Below are 19,692 nucleotides of genomic sequence, written 5' to 3'. Positions count from 1 at the left end.
GGTGATGATCCCGATCCGCTCTCCCGTCCCCCGGCCGACGAGGCCGGAGAGGAGCGGCGGAAGGAGCAGCAGGACGGGCAACACCGTGGGCGATGGAAGCGGGGTCGGGCGGGCCGGCGCCCTCGTCCCGCGACGGACGCGGGGCCGGGTGTCGGGAAGACGGGGGAGGGAACGACCGGGGCGGGAGCCCAACCCGAACCCGAACCCGAACCCGAACCCGGAACCGGACACGGGGGCAGGGGCGGGAGCGGGGGCAGGGGCGGACACGGGGGCGGGAAAGGTGATCACAGCAGTGCCTCCAGACGGGGCCAGGCCGCCTCACGGACGAAACCGGCGGGAGCCCGGCGCAGGGCGGGCACCGTGCGGACGAGACCGTCCGGGCCGCGCTCGAACAAGTGGATCTCGGTGACGCGCCGCCGCCCGTCGGACGGATCACGGCGCAGGTGGACGACGAGGTCGACGGCGGCGGCGAGTTGGCTGTGCAGTGCGGGGCGGGGCATCCCGGCCGCCGCCGCCAGGGCCTCGAGCCGGGCGGGCACCGCGTCGGCGGCGTTCGCGTGGACGGTGCCGCACCCGCCCTCGTGGCCGGTGTTCATCGCGGCGAGGAGGTCGAGCACCTCGGCGCCCCGCACCTCGCCGACCACCAGGCGGTCCGGCCGCATCCGGAGCGCCTGTCGGACCAGCTCGGCGGTGCCCACCCGTCCGACCCCCTCCTGGTTGGCGGGGCGGGTCTCCAGACGCACCACGTGGGGGTGGGCGGGGCGCAGTTCGGCGGAGTCCTCGACCAGGACGATCCGCTCGCGTGGGCCGACGAGTCCGAGGAGGCAGGAGAGCAGGGTGCTCTTGCCGCTGCCGGTGCCGCCGCTGATCAGGAAGGACAGTCGGGCGCCCAGGACGGCCCGCAGCAGGCGTTCGCCACCGGGTGGGAGGGTGTCGGTGGCGACGAGTTCGGCCGGGGTGAAGGGGCGGTGGCGGACCACTCGCAGGGACAGGTGCGGGGAGCCGACGGCGATCGGCGGCAGGACGGCGTGCAGCCGGGTGCCGTCCGGCAGGCGGGCGTCCACCCATGGGTGGGCGTCGTCGAGCCGGCGACCGGCGGCGCAGGCCAGGCGCTGGGCGAGCCGACGCAGGGCGGCGGTGTCGGGGAAGCGGACGGCGGTTCGCTCCAACCCTCCGCCCCGGTCGACCCACACCTCCGAGGGGCTGTTGACCAGCACGTCCGTGGTGTCCGGGGCGGACAGCAACGGTTGCAGAGGGCCGGCGCCGAGGAGGTCGTCGCGCAACTCCCCCGCGGCCGGTGGCAGGTGGTCGGCCGGGGCGCTCCCGGCGGCGGGTGCGGGATCGCGGGACCACTCCTCCGCGATGCGGTCACGGACCCGGTCCAGCAGGTGTTCGGGGGCGGTCATCGGGACACCGGTCCTTCCGGGTCGGTCACGTCCGGGCCCTTCCCGCCTCGTCGATCGCGACGGTCGGCGGGTCGGGGGCCACTGCCCGGGTGACGGGTGGGGCGAGGGACGGGACCCCGGGAGCGCACCGGGGAGATGCGGCGCAGCAGGCCGTCGCAGAAGCCGGCGAGGGGCCCGCCCGGGACCGCGCCCGGGGGTTCGTCGAGTTCTCCTCGGACGGCGAGGCCGGGTTCCGGGGGCACCTCGCCGGCGAGGGGAAGACCGAGCGACCGGGCCGAACCGGCCGCGGAGAGTCCGAGGTTCGGGAGATCCGCCCCCGGCGGGCGCAGTGGTTCGCCACCGCTCCCCGGCCCTCCGGGACCACGCACCAGACGCAGGTCGGGCACGAGGGAGCCGGGGCCGTCGACCACCCGGCGGGCGGCGCGGCCGGCCCGCACACCGGCCGGGACGACGAGGAGCCCCAGGTCCAGCCGGAGCAGCGTCTCGGCGACGGCCTCGTCGACGTGGCGGGGCAGATCCACGATCACGATCCCGCCGGGGCGGCGGGCTGCGTCCAGCACCACCCGGACGGCTTCGGCGGTCGGTCGGGCGGACCGCGGGGTGTGGTCCGCGCTGAGCAGGTGGAGGCCGCCGACCCGGGGCAGCGCCGCCTCCAGGTCGGTGGAGGAGAGGTGCCCCCGCACGTCGTGGAGAGCGGACCAGCGGGCTCCCGGCTCGAGCTCTACGCCGAGGAGGATGTCCAGGCCCCCGCCGAGTGGGTCGGCGTCCACCAGGACGGTCCGGTGACCGGCCCGGACGGCGGCGAAGGCCAGGGCACAGGACAGGGTGGAGGCACCGGCCCCGCCCCGGCCGGGCATGACGCCGATGGTGGTGGCCGGTGGGCCGGTCCGCCCCACCGCGTCGGCGACGGTCCCGATCACCGTCTCCTCGTCACCGGGCAGGTGCACCACCCGCTCGGCTCCGAGGGCGACCCCGCGCGCCCAGACGGTGTGGTCGTCCAGGTCGAGGCCCACCAGCAGGACTCCCGGCCGGCGGCCGGGTGCCGGGCCCCGACCGCCGCCGGGGTCCCCACCGGTCACCCCGCCGATGGTGCCACCCGCGTTCCCGGGCGAGAGGGTGCCCGGCGAGAGGATGCCGGGTGGGGAACTCCGGCGCGAGGGGTTCCGGGGTGGGGGGATCCGGGGTGGGGGATCGGGTGTTCCCGCCCCCGCCGGGAGGGGGTCGTCCGGAAAGAGGTCCGATGGGGAGCCGCCCGACCGGTCCAGGGCACGGCGGGCCCAGTCGTCACCCACCAGGATCAGTGGGGCGTGATCCCACTGTTCGGCTGCCAGCGGGGCCCCGTGCACGACCTCCGCGTCCGCCCCGGCGGCGGCGCAGACACGGAGCAGTTCCTCCAGGAGGAGGTCGTTCTCGGTGAGGATGAGGACGGATGGTGCCACGGGAGGCCCCTTCGCTCGACGGACGGTGACGGCCATCAGCGTGGAGGGTCCTGCGGACTTTCCGCCGATCCCGGGGGAAATCTGTGGATCGCGGGCACATTGTGGATAACTTCCTCACCCGTGGGAGGGAAGACCGCGGGGAAAACCGGAACCCCACCCGGTATCCGAACACACGACCTCGAAGTTTCGGTCACTTCCCCGAACTCCCGGAAGAGGGTTCGCAATAACGGAGGGTGTACGGACGATTGACCGGGCGTGCTCGCGTGTCCCCGTCGGACCGCGCCCTTCCGGGAACCCGGGAAAAACGACCACGGGAAGGGGGCGAAGCGGAATAACACATTCCGCCGCGGGGAAGTACTCGGTCGTCCGTCACGGCTCACCGGCCGGGCCGGACCGGCCCGCACCGGAGCCGACGGATCCGCCCCACTCGAGCGCGGCGACACCGCGAGGGGCCGAGCGAGGGAAGGACCGGCCCGGGGAGGGGACGGGCACGGTCCCGGGGTGCGGGCCGAGGGGCACATCGGAAGAACCGGATCGGAGGAACCGGGAGGGGAGGGGGATCCGACGGATATCGCGGGGAGTCGACGGAACCGTCGAGAACCCCGGCCGACCCGCCAACCGGCCACAACGGAGCCGATCATCCCCACCGCGACGGGAACCGTCTTCGGAGCGACGCCGACGACCGGGCGCCACGAGAGGCGCGGTCGGCGGAGAGCTCGCACCGGGGCTCCGGGGAGGGAACCGACCGGAGGAGCCGACGGGTAGGGGAAAGCGGAGCGGGCCCGCCACAGCCGATGGTGGCACCGCGGGAGCCCCGGATCGTTCGCGGACATGCGACGACCCCCGCCGGGGGGGAGAGCGGGGGTCGTCTTCCGCGGTCGGCTCCGGGGGGGGTAGGAGCCGGACCGGGTTGGCACGGTCGCGAACGATCCGTGACTTCCATGGTGTACCCGAAGGGCCCGATAGGCAAACCGGGACGGCCCCGGGTACGCCGAATGGCGGGCGATTATGCTCGGGCGCGTGGAAAATCCCCCGCGCCGACGTACGGCGGCCTTCTTCGATCTCGACAAGACGGTCATCGCCAAGTCGAGCACCCTGGCCTTCGGGCGCCCCTTCTACCGGGGCGGGCTGATGAACCGCCGAGCCGTGCTGCGCGCCGCGTACACCCAGTTCGTCTATCTGGTGGGGGGCGCCGATCACGAACAGACCGAACGTATGCGGAAGATGCTTTCGGCGTTGTGTCGGGGATGGGATGTCCAACAGGTCCGGGAGATCGTCGCCGAGACCCTGCACCAGATGATCGACCCGCACGTCTACGCGGAGGCGGCCACCCTGATCACCGAGCACCGCGCCGCCGGCCGGGACATCGTGATCGTCAGCACCTCCGGTGCCGAGGTCGTCGAACCCATCGGCGAACTGCTGGGCGCCGACCGGGTCGTGGCGACCCGCATGGTCGTCGAGGAGGGGCGGTACACCGGGGATATCGAGTACTACGCCTACGGGCCGACCAAGGCGGAGGCCATCCGCGAACTGGCCGCCTCCCGGGGGTACGACCTGGAGCGCTGCTGGGCCTACAGCGACTCGATCACCGACGTGCCGATGCTGGAGACCGTCGGCATGCCGCACGCGGTCAACCCCGACCGCGCGCTGCGCCGGGAGGCCCTGGCCCGGGAGTGGCCGGTGCTGGCCTTCAACCGCCCGGTACGACTGCGCCGGCGGATGCCCGTGCCGCCGACGCGTCCCACGCTGGCGGTGGGCCTGGCGCTGGGCGCCGCAGTGGGCACGGCGCTGGTGGTGCGGTGGTGGCTGGAGCACGAGCGGTCGATCCGCGCCGGCGGCTGAAGGGCCCCGGCGGGTCGCCGCGGGGCCCCGCCGGAGGGCCCGTCCCGGTGGTCCCGGTCGATCGGCGTTCGTCCCTTTCCCGCGCCGTTTCCCCGGGAGGTCCCCTTCCACTTCCGATCATCGGCGGAAGGGAGTACAAAGGAGGTATCGGCCCCGGAGGGTCGAGGGCCCCGGCGGAGTCTCCCCCGACACCGTCGGCGACCCGGGAACAACGGACACGCGATCATCGGGCACCCACGCGCAGCCGACCCGCGATAGGGCCGCCGCACCGGGGAACGGGCCATCGACGTCACCCCGATGGGCACTTCGGAATCGCACGCATGATCACTTGGTGCGCGTGTCCCGCGGCGACGACGCGTCCGCGTCGCCGCCGCTCCCGTGTGCGGGCGCACCGGCGCCCGGCGGCCCCGTTCGCTCCCGAGGGCCCCACCTCTTCGAACGCCGGCCCGCCGCGTCCCGTGGCTCAGGCGGCGCCGCGCTGGAGTGCCTCGCACACCGCCACGGACTCCCGGGCCCCGAGTTCCACCGCCCGCCCGCAGTGGGTGATCCACCGGGCGACCCCCTCGGGGGTCCCCGAGGCGTAGTCCGCCAGGGCCGCGTGGTGGGCGTCCGCCCCCTGTTCCGCGAAACCGACCTCCACCGGCGCGACCGCGCCCGGGTCCAGACCGCCGCCGGTGAGCACGATGCGGCAGGCGGCGCGGGCCACGATGCCGTTGTGGGAGCCGAAGGGGCGCAGCGCCAACAGCTCACCGTGCACCACGGCGGCCTGCACGAGCACCGGGGCGGAGGAGCCGCCGCCGACCAGGTCCCGCAGGGCGGCCAGCCGGGCGGAGGTCTCCCCGGCGTCGGGCAGCGGGAGCCCTCCGGCGTCCCGCTCGCCGTCCGCGACCGGTTCGCCGGGCAGGCGGGGGCGGCCGATCCGCTCGACATCGAGTCCTCTCCCGAGCCCTCCGGGGGCGCCGTCACCGGCACCGGCGCGGGCGGTGTCCCGGCCGGTCCCCGAACCGGCCGGGGCGCCGCCCTCCGCCACCAGGTGGAGCCGGGCCAGGACGCGCAGCGGGGATCCCTTCCAGATGTCCCGCAGGTGGGCGGCCTCGGCGGTGGCGCGCAGCGCGGCGCCGACCGTGCGGGCCTGCGCGTCGGTGCCGAAGTCGGTTCGACGCCGGACCTCCTCCAGCCCCCAGTCCGCGCCGGCCAGGGCGGCGGAGGCGCGGGCGCCGCGCAGGGCGGCCTCGGCCGCGACCTCGGTCCGCCGGCGGCGCATGACCCGATGGCGGTGCAGGGCGTCCACGACGGTGCGCGCCGCCTCGACGGCCTCCGGGACGCCGGGAAGGTCGGCGAGGGGGGCCAGGGGATCGGTTCCGGGGCTCTGCGGGCTCATGGTTGGGCAGCCTACTGCCGGGTACCGGCACGCCGCCGGGGGCGTCGACGCCCCACGACGTTCACTCACACACTCATTCGTTGGGTGACATCCGACTCCCCCGACCGGATGACCCGGCCGCCACGGGGCCGGGATACGGGCCCGGGTGTGCGGAAGGGTCGTGCGAAGAGCATTACTCTGTTGAACATGAAAATCGCCTTCGTTGGCAAGGGTGGCAGCGGCAAGACCACCCTGTCCGCGCTGTTCATCCGCCACCTGGCCGCCCGGGGCGTCCCCGTGATCGCGGTGGACGCGGACATCAATCAACACCTGGGCCCGGCGCTGGGATTGTCGGACGAAGAAGCCGCGGGCGTTCCGGTCCTCGGCGACCGGCTGCCGGAACTCAAGGATTACCTGCGCGGGGACAACCCGCGCATCCCCTCCGCCACGGCGATGATCAAGACCACACCCCCCGGTACCGGTTCCCGTCTGCTGCGCCACGACGACCTCGGTCCGGTGCTGGATTCCTGCACCCGCGTCATCGAGGCGGAGAGCGGCTCGATCCGCTTCCTGGCCACCGGCGCCTTCACCGAGCAGGATCTCGGCGTCGCCTGCTACCACTCCAAAACCGGTGCCGTGGAGCTGATGCTCAACCATCTGGTGGACGGACGCGACGAGTACGTCGTGGTGGACATGACGGCGGGCAGCGATTCCTTCGCCTCCGGCATGTTCACCCGCTTCGACCTGACCTTCCTGGTGAGCGAACCCACCCGGCGCGGGGTGTCGGTCCACCACCAGTACCGCGACTACGCACGGGACTTCGACGTGGAACTGCGAGTGGTGGGCAACAAGGCGCAGGGGCCCGAGGACCTCGCCTACCTGCGCGAGGAGATCGGTGACGATCTGCTGACCGTGCTGGGACAGTCGGACTGGGTACGCGCCCTGGAACGCGGCCGGCCCCGCCCCTTCCGCGCGTTGGGCGAGGACGAGCGGACGGTGCTGCGGACCCTGCACGCGGCCGCGGATGCCTCCTGGGAGCGGCGCGACCCCGCGCGCTACACCCGTCAGATGGTCCACTTCCACCTGCGGAACGCGGAGAGTTGGGGCAACGAGCGAACGGGGTTGGACCTGGCGGCCCAGGTGGATCCGGACTTCGTGCTCGGCGCGCCGGGGACCCGGCCCGTCCCGCAGCCGGCCTGATCACCCGAACCCCCGACCCGGTGGCCCGGGTGGATCGACGACCCCGGCGTCCGACCGGTCGCGCCGAAGCGCCGGGACACCGGCCGGAAGGGCGGGGCGGCGGGGCGCCCCCTGCTCGCCGGGCTCCGAAGCACCGGTCCGGCGGCCCGCCGGACCGGGAGACGGCGCGGGGGAGGCGGGCTGCCCGCCTCCCCCGCGCCGTCGCGGAGCATCCGCCGTCACGGAACGCCCGTCACGGGGCCGTGTCGGCGACCTGCGCCGAGGCCGGGAACGCCTCCCAACCCCCCGCCGGTGCGGTGCCGACGTCCAGGGTGCGCAGGGCCGCGAGCAACTCCGGGTCCTGGGCGTCCAACCAGTCCACCAACTGTCGGAAGGACACGCAGCGCACGTCCTCCCGGGGGCAGACATCCCGGATCACGTCCTCCACGGCGCGCATGTAGATGCCGCCGTTCCATCCGTTGAAGTGGTTGCCGATGATCAGCGGGGCCCGGTTGCCCTCGTGGGCGCGGCGGAAGCCCTCCAGCAGGCCCTCCCGGGTCTGCTGTTCCCAAAAGGCGTGCATGGACGGGTCGCCACTGCCCGGTCCGGACTGGTTGACCATGAAGTTGTAGTCCATGGCCAGCACCTCGAAGGCGCGGCCCGGCATGGGCACCTGCTGGAGCGGGATGTCCCAGATACCGTCCGGGGTGCGTTCCGGCCACACCTGCCGCCCGTTGCCGCTGGAGTCGTAGCGCAGCCCCAGGTCGCCGGCGGCGCGCAGCAGCGCGTCCCGGCCCTCCAGGCAGGGGGTGCGGCCACCGATGAGTTCCTCCTCGTAGTCGAAGGGGAGCGGTTCGAGGTGGTCCCAGCCGGTGACGGTCTTCCAGTTGGAGACCATCCACTTGGCCTGTTCGGTCTCCGACACCCAGTCCTCGGGCGTCCAGGTGTTGACCCCGGTGGGACCGCAGAAGTGACCGTTGAAGTGGGTGCCGATCTCGCTGCCGTCCAGCCACGCGCCGCGCAGTTGTTCGAGAGTCGCGGCGATGCTCTCCTCCGAGAGGTAGCCGATGTCCGAGGCCCCCGGGGAACGGCCCGGCGGCGCGTACAGGTCGCGTCGGCTCTCCGGCAGCAGGTAGATGCCGGAGAGGAAGTAGGTCATGTGCGCGTCGCTCTCCCGGGCGATCTCGCGGAACCGGGAGAAGAGGCGGTTGCCGTCCTCTCCCGCGCCGTCCCAGGAGAAGACCACGAACTGCGGCGGCTTCTCGCCCGCCCGCAGCCGGTCGACGGTGGGCTGGTTGGGCTGCCCGCCGGTGAGTGCGGTGGAGCCGTCACCGAGCAGGTGGGGGTTGCCCGGGGAGGGGCCCGCCGGGGCGCCGGCTCCCGGTTCGCCGGCCCCCGCGGTCGCGTCGGCCCCGCCGTCCCGTTCGGCCGCCCGCTCCCCCGGCTCCGGGACGCCGCCCGAACAGGCCGCCAGGATCACGGCAAGGGCGGCGGCGAGGAGCGCCCGGGGGCCCGCCCGACCGGCCCCGGGACCGGCCCCGCGCCGGATTCCCGGCCCGGTTTCCCCGCCGGACCCGCCCCGGGCGTTCCCCGTCCCGTCGCGTCCCGCCCGCCGGGCGCCCCTCGCCCATCGGGTCCGTGATCCCCCTGATCCACCCGTCATCCGATCCTCCCACCGTCCGTGGTCGTCCCGATGTGGTGCACACCGGGACGACCACGCTCCCCCGCGAATCGGAAAAGACGTTGATATGACAAGCGAAAAGGAGGCTTTTTTCACCCTTTGGGTGGAATCAGTCGCAAGAGTAAGGGCGTGGACTAGTGCAGACCTTTACGTGGCATTACTCTTCATTTACCAACACTTGAGAGTAGTCATACCGATACGGAAGGTATTCGCACCGGACGCTTCGGCACCTCGTCGCTCGTGGTACCGGGCTCCGGCCCGCCCCGGCCGCGGTACCGCCGCCGGCGATCGACACCCGACCGCGCCCGACGCCGCGCCCGACGCGACGGCCGGCGGCGGTCGACGTGGGCGCCGGCCCGACCTGCCCACCTTCCGTGCGCTCCCCGACCCCCTCCGACGGACGGAGACGGAAATGTCCGCCTGCGCCCCCACCACCCCCCGGGAACGGCTCCGCGCCGATTTCTCGGCATCGATCGCGGTGTTCCTCATCGCCCTCCCGCTGTCCCTGGGCATCGCCCTCGCCACCGGTGCCCCCCTCCAGGCCGGCCTGGTGGCCGCCGCCGTCGGCGGCATCGTCGCCGGCCGACTCGGCGGCGCCCCGCTCCAGGTGACCGGCCCGGCCGCCGGCCTCACCGTGATCACCGCCGACCTCATCCAGCAGTACGGATGGCGCGTGACCTGCGCCATCACCGTGCTGGCCGGCCTCACCCAACTGGCCCTCTCCGCCCTGCGAGTGGCCCGCACCGCCCTGATGGTCAGCCCCGCCATCGTGCACGGCATGCTCGCCGGCATCGGCATCACCATCGCCGTCGCCCAACTGCACGTGGTGCTCGGCGGCAACCCGCAGAGCTCGGTGATCGACAACCTCGTCGAACTACCCGCGCAGCTCGCCGGGCTCGACCCGGCGGCGGTCGGCGTGGGCGCCCTGACCATCGCCGTCCTGCTGACCTGGCCACGCCTGCGCGGCGACACGGGTGAGCGGGTCCGGCGGGCCCTGCCCGCCGCCCTGGCCGCCGTCCTCCTGGCCACCGCCGTGGCCGGCCTCGCCGGTCTGCGGCTGCCCCGGGTGGATCTGCCGTCCTGGAACAGCCACGCCCTGCCCGGTATGCCGGAGGGTCCGGTGCTCGGCCTGATCGCCGCCGTACTGACCGTCACCCTGGTGGCCAGCGTGGAATCCCTGCTGTCCGCCGTCGCCGTGGACAAGCTCGCCACCGCCCGTCGTCGGCGCGGCGGGGCGCCGGTCCCGCGCGCCGACCTGGACCGCGAGCTGCGCGGCCAGGGCGCGGCCAACGTCGTCTCCGGCGCGCTGGGCGGTCTCCCGGTGACCGGGGTCGCCGTGCGCAGCACCGCCAACGTCGCGGCGGGCGCGGTGAGTCGCAGGTCCACCATCCTGCACGGTTGCTGGGTGCTGCTGGCGGCGGGCCTGCTGGTCAACGTCCTGGAGACGATCCCGCTGGCCGCGCTCGCCGCGCTGGTGATGGTGGTCGGCATCCAAATGGCCGGCATCCACCACCTGCGCAACGTCACCCGCCACCGCGAGACCGTCGTCTACGCCGTCACGACCGCCGGGGTCATCCTCCTCGGCGTACTGGAGGGGGTGGGCATCGGCATCGCCGGCGCGGTGGTCCTCGCCCTGCACCGGCTCACGCACACCCGGATCTCGGTGGACGAACTCGGCGACGGCTCCCGCCGCGTCCGCGCCGAGGGGCCGCTGACCTTCCTCGTCGTACCGCGCCTGAGCCGGGTCCTGGCCGGGATCCCGGAGGGCACCGTGGTCACGGTCGAGCTGACCGGCTCGTTCCTGGACCACGCCGCCTACGAGACACTGCACGACTGGCGCACCGCCCACGTCGACCGGGGCGGGCTCGTGGAGATCGTCGACGGCGGCGGGGCTCCGGCCGCCGAGCCGGCCGCCGAGCGGGCCTTCCGGCGTCCTCGCCTGCCCTGGCACAACTACTACCGGAACACCGGCCGCCCGGCCCTTCCCGCCCCGGCGACCGGCGGGGCGGCGAACCGCTCCGCGCCGGCCGGCGCCCCCGCCGACCCCGGCGGGGCGTCGCCGGTCCTCCCCGACACGGTGGACGAGCTGCTCAGCGGTGTGCGCGCCTTCCAGTCCCGCACCGCGCCCCTGGTCCGCGAGGAACTGTCCAGGCTGGCCCGCGAGGGGCAGCGACCCGGTCAACTCTTCCTGACCTGCGCCGACTCCCGGCTGGTCACCAGCATGATCACCTCCAGCGGGCCCGGGTCGCTGTTCACGGTGCGGAACGTCGGGAACCTGGTGCCGGTGCCCGGCACCGAGGAGGGCGACACCTCCGTGGCGGCGGCGATCGAGTACGCGGTCACGGTGCTGCGGGTGCGGTCGATCACCGTCTGCGGCCACTCCGGGTGCGGGGCGATGCAGGCTCTGCGCGCCTCGGGGACCACCGACCCCGAGGGCGGGGGTCCGCTGGACCGCTGGCTGCGTCACGGCCGCGTCTCGCTCGAGCGGCTGGAGGCCACCGGGGGTGTCGCCCCCCGGTTGGACGAGCGCCCGGCGGCGGACGACGTGGAGGCACTGTGCCTGACGAACGTCCTGCAGCAGCTGGAGCACCTGACCCGGCACGAGTGCGTGGCCCGGGCGGTGCGCGAGGGTTCGCTGGCCCTGCGCGGGATGTACTTCCACGTGGGTGAGGCCCAGGCGTACGTCCTGGAGGCGTCGGGGACGACGCTCCGGGCGGCCGGCGACCCGGACGAGGGTCCCGCCGTCTTCACCTCGGTGCGGCCCGACGTCCTCACCGGATGAGCGCGTCCCCCGATCCGGGGCGGGGTGTGGTCGGGTCCGTCCGAGCGCGCCCCGCCCCCGGGGCGACCCCGTGCGAACCACGTCCCGACTCCGGGACGACCCGGGACGGTCACATGGATTTTTCCCCGACCGTCCGTTCGTCGCGGGGCCGAACCGCTCGCCGCGCGGACGCGACCGCTCGCCGTGACAGGTCTGGACCACTTGTTCGGAAACCCTTGTCAAAGGGCAGATGGGCTGGTGAGGTGTGTTCCGGGACACATGTCGGCGGCGCAAGGGAGATGTCGTGAGCAACGAGAGTCTGGCCAATCTCATGACGGAGGATCGGCGGTTCCCGCCGCCCGCCGAGGTCGCCGACGGGGCCAACGTCACCGCCGACGCCTACGAACGGGCCGCCGCCGATCGTCTCGGGTTCTGGGCCGAACAGGCCCGCCGACTGGACTGGGCCGTGGAACCCGAGCAGACCCTCGACTGGTCCGACGCGCCCTTCGCCAAGTGGTTCGCCGACGGCCGGCTGAACGTCGCCCACAACTGCGTGGACCGGCACGTCGAGGCCGGACACGGCGACCGGGTCGCCCTCCACTTCGAGGGCGAGCCGGGTGACACCCGGAGCATCACCTACACCGAGCTGCGCGAGGAGGTCTCCCGCGCCGCCAACGCCCTGCTGGAGCTGGGTGTCCGCAGCGGCGACCGGGTCGCGATCTACCTGCCGATGATCCCCGAGGCGGTCATCGCGATGCTCGCCTGCGCCCGTCTGGGCGCCCCCCACTCGGTGGTCTTCGGCGGATTCTCCGCCGACGCGCTGGCCACCCGCATCCAGGACGCCGACGCCCGTCTGGTCATCACCTCCGACGGCGGTTACCGGCGCGGCAAGCCCTCACCCCTCAAGCCCGCCGTGGACGAGGCCCTCACCCGGCCCGGCACCGAGCAGGTCCGCAACGTCCTGGTGGTGCGCCGCACCGGCGAGGAGACCGCCTGGACCGAGGGCCGCGACCTGTGGTGGCACGAGACCGTCGGTCGGCAGTCCCCCGAGCACACCCCGGAGGCCTTCGAGGCCGAGCACCCGCTGTTCATCCTCTACACCTCCGGCACCACCGGGAAGCCCAAGGGCATCCTGCACACCTCCGGCGGCTACCTCACCCAGACCTCCTACACCCACCACGCCGTCTTCGACCTCAAGCCGGAGAGCGACGTCTACTGGTGCACCGCCGACATCGGCTGGGTGACCGGGCACTCGTACATCGTCTACGGGCCGCTCTCCAACGGCGCGACCCAGGTCATCTACGAGGGCACCCCCGACACCCCGCACCGGGGCCGCTGGTGGGAGGTCGTCCAGAAGTACGGCGTCACCCTGCTGTACACCGCCCCGACCGCGATCCGGGCGTGCATGAAGTGGGGCGACGAGATCCCCGCGGAGTTCGACCTGTCCTCGCTGCGCGTCCTCGGCTCGGTGGGCGAACCCATCAACCCCGAGGCATGGATCTGGTATCGCGAGCACATCGGCGGTGGCCGCACCCCGATCGTGGACACCTGGTGGCAGACCGAGACCGGCGCCATGATGGTCAGCCCCCTGCCGGGCGTGACCTCCACCAAGCCCGGATCGGCCCAGGTGCCGCTGCCCGGCATCGGCGCCACGGTGGTGGACGACGAGGCCAACGCGGTACCCGACGGCAACGGCGGCTACCTGGTGCTGACCGAGCCGTGGCCCTCGATGCTGCGCACCATCTGGGGCGACGACCAGCGGTACATCGACACCTACTGGTCCCGCTTCCGCGCCGGCTCGGTGCCGGGCCTGGAGAGGGGCGCGCCCCTGTACTTCGCGGGGGACGGCGCCAAGAAGGACGCCGACGGCGATGTCTGGCTGCTGGGCCGGGTGGACGACGTCATGCTGGTGTCGGGTCACAACATCTCCACCACCGAGGTCGAGTCCGCCCTCGTCTCCCACCCCAAGGTCGCAGAGGCGGCCGTGGTGGGCGCCGCCGACCCGCAGACCACCCAGGCCATCTGCGCCTTCGTGATCCTGCGCGGATCGGCCGCCGAGGACGAGGGTCTGGTGGAGGAGCTGCGGGCGCACGTCGGCAAGCAGCTCGGCCCCATCGCCAAGCCCAAGCGGATCCTGCCGGTCGCCGAGCTGCCCAAGACCCGGTCCGGCAAGATCATGCGCCGCCTGCTGCGGGACGTGGCGGAGAACCGTGAGCTGGGTGACGTCACCACCCTCACCGACTCCTCGGTGATGCAGCTGATCCAGGACAAGCTGCCCTCCGGCAGCGGTGGCGAGGACTGAGCCCCCGCCACCCCGCCACCCCTGTCCCGACGCGGACGGCGGGCACGGTGATCACCGGCGCCGGGTGCGTCCCACCCGAATTCCACTCGACCCCCCGGGATCCGGGCGGGACCCCGACGGGGCGCCCCGGCCGGTGCGGCAGGAGCCGTGGCCGGAGCCCCGGGGTCCGGCCGCGAAGTACCCCGCGAAGTACGCCCCGAAGAAGGGGAGAAACCGGGTGGACGGGGAAGGCGGAAAGGGAAACCGGACGACGGGAGGAACGGGAGCGACACCCGGGGCACCCCGGAGCCCGTCGGAACGGGAGCCTCCGGCCCCGGCGGCGCGCCGGGCCACCGGGGCGCCGGTGACCCCGCATACCATCTGCGGATGGCGGGGAGCCCGGAACGGCACGCGCCCGGGGACCACCGTTCGGCGGAATCCGCCGACACCGACGGCGGGCCCGACCGGGTGTCGGAGCCGAACGCCGTGATCGACCCCGACCCACGAGTGAGCGATGAGGAGAAGAGGCCACGATGAGCGCAGCGGACGAGGGACGCAGCATCGGCCGTTTGGTGTCCGACGCCACCGGTGAGCTCTCCGGACTGATGCGGGACGAGATGGAACTCGCCAAGGCCCGACTCAAGCACGACGTACAGCAGGCGGGTACGGGGGGTGCCGCCCTGGCGGCGGCGGGTGTGGTCGCGATCTTCTCGCTGCCACCCTTCGCCCTGGCCCTGGGGTACTGGCTGCACGCCTGGTGGAACGTGCCGCTCGCCATCGCCTTCCTGATCACCGCAGGCGTGTTCCTGCTGGTCGCCGGGGTGCTCGCGCTGGTGGGACGGGCCCTGCTGAAGCGCAACTCCCCCAAGGAGGATCTGACCGCCTCCTTCAAGGAGTCGGCCGCCGTGCTCTCCAACGTCAGGCCGCACCCGCGCGGTGACGCCCCGGCCCTGCCGCCGGCCTCGTCCAACGGCAGCGGTTCCCACCGGGCCGTCGTCGAGCGGTGACCGGCGGGCGGGGCGACCCGCCCTCCCGCACCCGCGGGACACCCTTCGAACGGTTCTCCGGGGCCCCGGGGCGAACTCCCGGCGGGGCCGCCCATCGCCCCGCGCCGCCCGAGGTCGGTGCGGGGCGATGGGCCGGAGCACCTCCGGTTCCCGCCGGCCACCTCCGATCACCTTTGGTCTTGATTGGTCGTTTTCGGACATCCGTACGGGTCGCCGGCACCCGGTGGCGGCCGGCACCGGACGGCGAGGATCACGGTCCTTCACCACGCCCCGCCGGGGATCTTTCGGCCATCCCGCCGCCGAGGTGAAAGACTCGCCGCATGACCGCACCCGAGCACTCCGAGGCGCGCGCCGGGGTCGTCCACCGGGACGGCCCCTGGACCCACCGCGACGTCGCCGCCAACGGCGCCCGCTTCCACATCGCCGAGATGGGCGAGGGCCCCCTGGTACTGCTGCTGCACGGCTTCCCCCAGTTCTGGTGGACCTGGCGCCGGCAGTTGCCCGCCCTCGCCGAGGCGGGGTACCGCGCCGTGGCGATGGACCTGCGGGGTGTGGGTGGCAGCGATCGCACCCCCCGCGGGTACGACCCGGCCAACATGGCGCTGGACGTCACCGGCGTGATCCGCTCCCTCGGCGAGCCGGACGCCGCGCTGGTCGGTCACGACCTGGGCGGTTACCTGGCGTGGACGGCGGCGGTGATGCGTCCCAAGCTGGTGCGCCGACTGGCGGTCTCCTCGATGCCGCACCCCCGGGCCTGGCGGGCCGCGCTGCTGCGCGACCCCCGGCAGACAGCCGCGAGCGGCGCGGTGTGGGGGTTCCAGCGTCCGTGGCTGCCCGAGCGACGGCTGATCGCCGACGACGGCGCCGAGGTCGCCCGACTACTGGAGGAGTGGTCGGGACCGGCGGGCGGCCCCGACGAGGAGGCCGTAAAGGTGTTCCGCCGCGCGATGTGCATCCCGCCCACCGCCCACTGCGCGGTGGAGCCCTACCGGTGGATGGTGCGCTCCCTGGCCCGCCCGGACGGCATCGCCTTCAACCGACGGATGCGGACCCCGGTGCGGGTGCCGACCCTGCACCTGCACGGCGCCCTGGACCCGGTGGTGCGCGCCCGCAGCGCCGCCGGATCGGCGGCGTACGTCGAGGCGCCCTACCGCTGGCGGCTGTTCGAGGGCCTGGGCCACTACCCGCACGAGGAGGACCCGCTGGCCTTCACCTCGGAGCTGATCCGTTGGCTGCGGGACCCGGAGCCCGATCGCTGATCGCCGCCGTTCATCCGACATCCGCCCACTGTTCACCGGTGGTTCATCCCACGCCGGGGCCGTGCGGACCGGTACCGGCCCGCGGCACGTACCGGCGGCACGGTCGAGAAGCCGGTGCCGTGGACGGTTACCGATCGCGCGAGTGGGGCAGAGTCGGGGGTATGGGCTGGACGCACGACCACCGTGATGTGGCACGCATCTCCCGAAGCGGCAACGGAGCCGCCGCACCGGCGCAGAGCGCCGTTCGGCATCTCGGCTCCTTCCGCCCCGGGGATCCGCTGATCGGATTCCCGCACCTCCTCCGGCGCCGGGCACGCTGGGTGGGTACCCGACTGCGCCATCCGCGCGGCTGACCCGGTTCGTACCGAACCGGTACCCACACCACGTCCCGACGCCGATTCACCCGTTCCCTACCCACCGATCCATCCGCCGGAGAGCCGACGGCCTCCCGCCGCCGACGCCCCCGGCCCGACCCACGCACGCACGCACCACGCTCCGCGCGTCCCGCCCCGGATTCCTCCGGAGCGGGGCGCGCGGCGTGTGTCGGGGGGTGTCGCCGTGGTCGTCGGCGGGGTCCCCGGGCGTCGGGCGTCGACACCGGGGAGCCCGTCTCACATGGCGCAGCTCTGACTGTCCACGGCACCGTCGACGGCGCGACCGCGCTCGACGATCCCGGCCACCTCGTCGTTGGTCAGCGCGTAACCGGTGTTGTCGTCGTCCAGGGACTTGGCGAAGATGACCCCCGCCACCCGGCCGTCGGGGGTCAGCAGCGGTCCGCCGGAGTTGCCCTGCCGGACCATCGCGTACAGGGAGTACACGTCGCGCTGCACGGTGCCCCGGCGGTAGATGTCCGGGCCGTTGGCCTGGATGCGCTCGCGCACCCGGGCGGCCCGCACGTCGAACGGGCCGCTCTCCGGGAAGCCCGCGACGATGGCGTCGTCCCCGCCGACCGCGTCCTCCCCGGCGAACTCCAGCGCCGGGGCCCGAAGGTCGGGGACGTACAGCACGGCCACGTCCCGCTCCCAGTCGTAGAGCACCACCCGGGCGTCGTACACCCGGCCCTCGCCGCCGATCTGCACCGTCGGCTCGTTGACCCCGCCCACCACGTGGGCGTTGGTCATCACCCGCTGCGGGGCGAAGACGAAGCCGGTGCCCTCCAGGACCTTCCCGCAACTCGGCGCGGTCCCGGCCACCTTCACGATGGACTCACGGGCCCGCTCCACCGCCGGACTGACGGCCAACGCCTGGTCGGGCGGCGGCACGTCGGTGATGGTCTCCCCGGAGAAGGGGGTGAAGACCTGCGGGAAGCCGTGCTGGGCGAGGATCGAACTGAAGTCGGAGAACCAGGTGTCGGCGTGGTCGGGCAGCACCCTGGAGACGCCGTGCAGCACCTGGGAACCGCGCACCTCGCGCCCGATGGTCGGCAGTGTGGTGGTGGCCAGCGCCGAACCGATCAGCCACGCCACCAACAGCATCGCCAGCACGTTCACCAGGGCACCGCCGGTGGCGTCCAGCGCCCTCGCCGGCGACCAGGTGATGTGCTGTCTGAGCCGGTTGCCCACATGAGTGGTCACGGCCTGCCCGGCGGAGGCGCAGACGATGACCACCACCACCGCGGCGATCACCCAACCCGTGCCCGGCGGCGAGCCGTTGCCCACCCGCTCCCACACGATCGGCACCAGGTACAGGGCGGCCAGGCCGCCGCCGAGGAACCCCAACACCGAGAGGATGCCGACCACGAAGCCCTGCCGGTAGCCGACGACGGCGAACCAGACGGCGGCGAGCAGCAGCAGGTAGTCCAGCGCGTTCATGACGGCAACCGTCTCATGCGGAGAGGTCCAGGGGGATCTCCCGGGTACGATCCCAGGGCCTTTCCCATCCGGCATGACGCAAAATCAGGTCGATCACGCCCGCGGTGAACCCCCACACGAGGGCGTCGGAGACCAGGAAGGCCGATCCCCGGTACCCGCTGGGGTGCACGACGGTGACCCGGTGGGCCGGGTCGGTCAGCCGTCGGACGGGCGCGGTGAACACCCGTGCGGTCTCGCCGGGATCGACCGCTCCCACCGGAGTGGGCTCCCGCCACCAGGCGAGCACGGGCGTGACGACGAACCCGCTGGGCGGGATGAAGAGGTTCGGCAGGGTGGCGAACGGCTGCACCCCCGCCGGATCGAGGCCGGTCTCCTCCCGGGCCTCGCGCAGCGCGGCCCGCACCGGGCCCTCACCGGCGGGATCGCCGTCCTCCGGGTCCAGGCCGCCGCCGGGAAAGGAGCACTGGCCGGGGTGGTCGCGCAGACTGGAGGCGCGTTGCATGAGCAGCAGTTCCGGGCCGACCGCGCCCTCGCCGAAGAGCACCAGTACCGCCGCCGGTCGTCCGCCGCTCTCCGGCGGGCGCCGCAGGCCACCGAGCCCGCCGGCGGCGACGGCCGCCGCCGCCCGGTTCACGGGGGCCAGCCAGGAGGGCAGGCCCGCCGTGGTCAGCCCGGCCGGCGACGGGGACGCCACCGGCACGGTTCCGGCGGGGAGCGGGGCCGTACCGGTGACGCCGGAGGCGGGGCGGGGAACCCCGGCCGCGGAGGGCCCGGCCGCGGAGGGGGACATGCCCGGGCCGGGCGCGCCGGCGCTCACGCGCGTTCCGTGGAGGGGATGTCGCCCGCCGCGTCGGCGGATGAGGAGGGGTCGGCCGGCGCCGCGGGCGGCCCGGGGAAGTTCCCCGGGGGTCGCAGCCGCTGCCCGGGCAGGCCCGCCATCTCGTACTTGAGCAACGCCTTCGCCTTCTCCGGGTCCGTCTCGCCCTCCCCGTACGCCGGACACAGGTGGGTGATCGGGCAGGCGCCGCAGGCCGGCTTGCGGGAGTGGCAGATGCGGCGGCCGTGGAAGATGACGCGGTGGGACCAGTCCGTCCATTCCTTCTTCGGGATGATCTCCGCGATCTCCGCCTCCACCCGCTCCGGGTCGGTGGACTCGGTCAGGCCCCACCGGCGCACCAGGCGCCCGAAGTGGGTGTCCACGGTCAGGCCGGGGACGCCGAAGGCGTTGCCCAGGACGACGAAGGCCGTCTTGCGCCCGACGCCCGGCAGTTTCACCAGGTCCTCCAGCCGGCCGGGCACCTCGCCGTCGAACTCGTCACGGAGCATCGCCGACAGGCCGAGCAGCGACTTCGCCTTGTTGCGGAAGAAGCCGGTGGGGCGGATCAACTCCTCCAGCTTCTCGGGGTCGGCGTCGGCCATCGACGCGGGGTCGGGGTACGCCGTGAAGAGCGCCGGGGTGGTGCGGTTGACCCGCAGGTCGGTGGTCTGCGCGGACAGCACGGTGGCGACCAACAACTCGAAGGGGTCGCGGAAGTCCAGCTCCGGGTGGGCGTAGTCGAAGACCTCGGCCAACTCTCGGTTGATCCGGCGGGCCCGGCGGACCATCGCGAGCCGGGTCTCCGGTTTGCGGCCCCCACCGGCCGCGTTGCTGCGCTGTGACATGCGC

The 19,692-nt window shown here is 73.7% G+C and carries 15 protein-coding genes; 8 read left to right on the top strand and 7 right to left on the bottom strand.

What is annotated here, in order from left to right; genetic code table 11:
* Positions 1 to 284: 284 nt before the first annotated feature.
* Positions 285 to 1,406, bottom strand: coding sequence for a TadA family conjugal transfer-associated ATPase (locus LZF96_RS07810; RefSeq protein ID WP_233867719.1), 1,122 nt, complete (start codon positions 1,404 to 1,406; stop codon positions 285 to 287).
* Positions 1,403 to 2,845 (bottom strand): septum site-determining protein Ssd, encoded by a 1,443-nt coding sequence (ssd, locus tag LZF96_RS07805; RefSeq protein ID WP_374203153.1) that lies wholly within the window; start codon positions 2,843 to 2,845, stop codon positions 1,403 to 1,405. Before ssd ends, LZF96_RS07810 begins: the two co-directional genes overlap by 4 nt.
* Before the next feature lie 1,008 nt (positions 2,846 to 3,853).
* Here ssd and LZF96_RS07795 point away from each other — a divergent pair.
* Complete coding sequence (locus LZF96_RS07795; RefSeq protein ID WP_233867716.1) at positions 3,854 to 4,687, top strand: HAD family phosphatase; 834 nt, start codon at positions 3,854 to 3,856, stop codon at positions 4,685 to 4,687.
* Positions 4,688 to 5,150: 463 nt separating this feature from the next.
* Here the strand turns inward: LZF96_RS07795 and LZF96_RS07790 are convergent, their stop codons facing one another.
* Positions 5,151 to 6,068: a Fic family protein gene (locus LZF96_RS07790; protein WP_233867713.1), complete on the bottom strand. Its 918-nt coding sequence runs from the start codon at positions 6,066 to 6,068 to the stop codon at positions 5,151 to 5,153.
* Positions 6,069 to 6,254: 186 nt separating this feature from the next.
* Between LZF96_RS07790 and LZF96_RS07785 the strand changes: the two genes are divergently transcribed.
* Positions 6,255 to 7,247 carry an ATP-binding protein gene (locus LZF96_RS07785; protein WP_233867710.1) on the top strand — a complete coding sequence of 331 codons (993 nt, stop codon included), beginning with the start codon at positions 6,255 to 6,257 and terminating at the stop codon, positions 7,245 to 7,247.
* 232 nt (positions 7,248 to 7,479) lie between these two features.
* Here the strand turns inward: LZF96_RS07785 and LZF96_RS07780 are convergent, their stop codons facing one another.
* On the bottom strand, positions 7,480 to 8,706 hold the full coding sequence (locus tag LZF96_RS07780; RefSeq protein WP_233867708.1) for a hypothetical protein: 1,227 nt from the start codon (positions 8,704 to 8,706) through the stop codon (positions 7,480 to 7,482).
* Between the two features lie 613 nt (positions 8,707 to 9,319).
* Here LZF96_RS07780 and LZF96_RS07775 point away from each other — a divergent pair.
* The 6 genes from LZF96_RS07775 to LZF96_RS07750 all read left to right on the top strand — a co-directional run bounded on the left by LZF96_RS07775 (position 9,320) and on the right by LZF96_RS07750 (position 16,568).
* A complete protein-coding gene (locus tag LZF96_RS07775) occupies positions 9,320 to 11,689 on the top strand; it encodes a bifunctional SulP family inorganic anion transporter/carbonic anhydrase (protein ID WP_233867705.1) in 2,370 nt (789 codons plus the stop codon).
* A gap of 283 nt (positions 11,690 to 11,972) precedes the next feature.
* Positions 11,973 to 13,970, top strand: a complete 1,998-nt coding sequence (acs, locus tag LZF96_RS07770) for an acetate--CoA ligase (protein WP_233867702.1) — start codon at positions 11,973 to 11,975, stop codon at positions 13,968 to 13,970.
* Between the two features lie 366 nt (positions 13,971 to 14,336).
* Positions 14,337 to 14,486 carry a hypothetical protein gene (locus LZF96_RS07765; RefSeq protein WP_233867699.1) on the top strand — a complete coding sequence of 50 codons (150 nt, stop codon included), beginning with the start codon at positions 14,337 to 14,339 and terminating at the stop codon, positions 14,484 to 14,486.
* Positions 14,483 to 14,956, top strand: coding sequence for a phage holin family protein (locus LZF96_RS07760; protein WP_233867696.1), 474 nt, complete (start codon positions 14,483 to 14,485; stop codon positions 14,954 to 14,956). Before LZF96_RS07765 ends, LZF96_RS07760 begins: the two co-directional genes overlap by 4 nt.
* A gap of 320 nt (positions 14,957 to 15,276) precedes the next feature.
* Complete coding sequence (locus tag LZF96_RS07755; RefSeq protein ID WP_233867693.1) at positions 15,277 to 16,215, top strand: alpha/beta fold hydrolase; 939 nt, start codon at positions 15,277 to 15,279, stop codon at positions 16,213 to 16,215.
* A 161-nt stretch (positions 16,216 to 16,376) separates the two neighbouring features.
* Complete coding sequence (locus LZF96_RS07750) at positions 16,377 to 16,568, top strand: hypothetical protein (protein ID WP_233867690.1); 192 nt, start codon at positions 16,377 to 16,379, stop codon at positions 16,566 to 16,568.
* 258 nt (positions 16,569 to 16,826) lie between these two features.
* On the opposite strand, the gene LZF96_RS07745 is transcribed toward LZF96_RS07750, so the two are convergent.
* The 3 genes from LZF96_RS07745 to nth are packed head-to-tail and all read right to left on the bottom strand — an operon-like array spanning position 16,827 to position 19,688.
* Positions 16,827 to 18,026 (bottom strand): MarP family serine protease, encoded by a 1,200-nt coding sequence (locus LZF96_RS07745; protein WP_233867687.1) that lies wholly within the window; start codon positions 18,024 to 18,026, stop codon positions 16,827 to 16,829.
* 13 nt (positions 18,027 to 18,039) lie between these two features.
* Positions 18,040 to 18,816: a CoA pyrophosphatase gene (locus LZF96_RS07740; RefSeq protein WP_267940621.1), complete on the bottom strand. Its 777-nt coding sequence runs from the start codon at positions 18,814 to 18,816 to the stop codon at positions 18,040 to 18,042.
* A gap of 23 nt (positions 18,817 to 18,839) precedes the next feature.
* Positions 18,840 to 19,688 carry an endonuclease III gene (nth, locus tag LZF96_RS07735; RefSeq protein WP_233867681.1) on the bottom strand — a complete coding sequence of 283 codons (849 nt, stop codon included), beginning with the start codon at positions 19,686 to 19,688 and terminating at the stop codon, positions 18,840 to 18,842.
* Positions 19,689 to 19,692 lie beyond the last annotated feature (4 nt).

The sequence above is a fragment of the Streptomyces sp. ST2-7A genome (assembly GCF_021390475.1).
GTDB lineage: Bacteria > Actinomycetota > Actinomycetes > Streptomycetales > Streptomycetaceae > Streptomyces.
This window is presented reverse-complemented; position numbering and strand designations above follow the sequence as displayed.

What these genes read in the sequence shown, in the direction of transcription:
- LZF96_RS07810 (WP_233867719.1), bottom strand. Translation starts at nt 1,406, where the DNA reads ATGACCGCCCCCGAACACCTGCTGGACCGGGTCCGTGACCGCATCGCG.
- LZF96_RS07795 (WP_233867716.1), top strand. Translation starts at nt 3,854, where the DNA reads ATGCTCGGGCGCGTGGAAAATCCCCCGCGCCGACGTACGGCGGCCTTC.
- LZF96_RS07790 (WP_233867713.1), bottom strand. Translation starts at nt 6,068, where the DNA reads ATGAGCCCGCAGAGCCCCGGAACCGATCCCCTGGCCCCCCTCGCCGAC.
- LZF96_RS07785 (WP_233867710.1), top strand. Translation starts at nt 6,255, where the DNA reads ATGAAAATCGCCTTCGTTGGCAAGGGTGGCAGCGGCAAGACCACCCTG.
- LZF96_RS07775 (WP_233867705.1), top strand. Translation starts at nt 9,320, where the DNA reads ATGTCCGCCTGCGCCCCCACCACCCCCCGGGAACGGCTCCGCGCCGAT.
- LZF96_RS07765 (WP_233867699.1), top strand. Translation starts at nt 14,337, where the DNA reads ATGGCGGGGAGCCCGGAACGGCACGCGCCCGGGGACCACCGTTCGGCG.
- LZF96_RS07760 (WP_233867696.1), top strand. Translation starts at nt 14,483, where the DNA reads ATGAGCGCAGCGGACGAGGGACGCAGCATCGGCCGTTTGGTGTCCGAC.
- LZF96_RS07755 (WP_233867693.1), top strand. Translation starts at nt 15,277, where the DNA reads ATGACCGCACCCGAGCACTCCGAGGCGCGCGCCGGGGTCGTCCACCGG.
- LZF96_RS07750 (WP_233867690.1), top strand. Translation starts at nt 16,377, where the DNA reads ATGGGCTGGACGCACGACCACCGTGATGTGGCACGCATCTCCCGAAGC.
- LZF96_RS07745 (WP_233867687.1), bottom strand. Translation starts at nt 18,026, where the DNA reads ATGAACGCGCTGGACTACCTGCTGCTGCTCGCCGCCGTCTGGTTCGCC.
- LZF96_RS07740 (WP_267940621.1), bottom strand. Translation starts at nt 18,816, where the DNA reads ATGTCCCCCTCCGCGGCCGGGCCCTCCGCGGCCGGGGTTCCCCGCCCC.
- nth (WP_233867681.1), bottom strand. Translation starts at nt 19,688, where the DNA reads ATGTCACAGCGCAGCAACGCGGCCGGTGGGGGCCGCAAACCGGAGACC.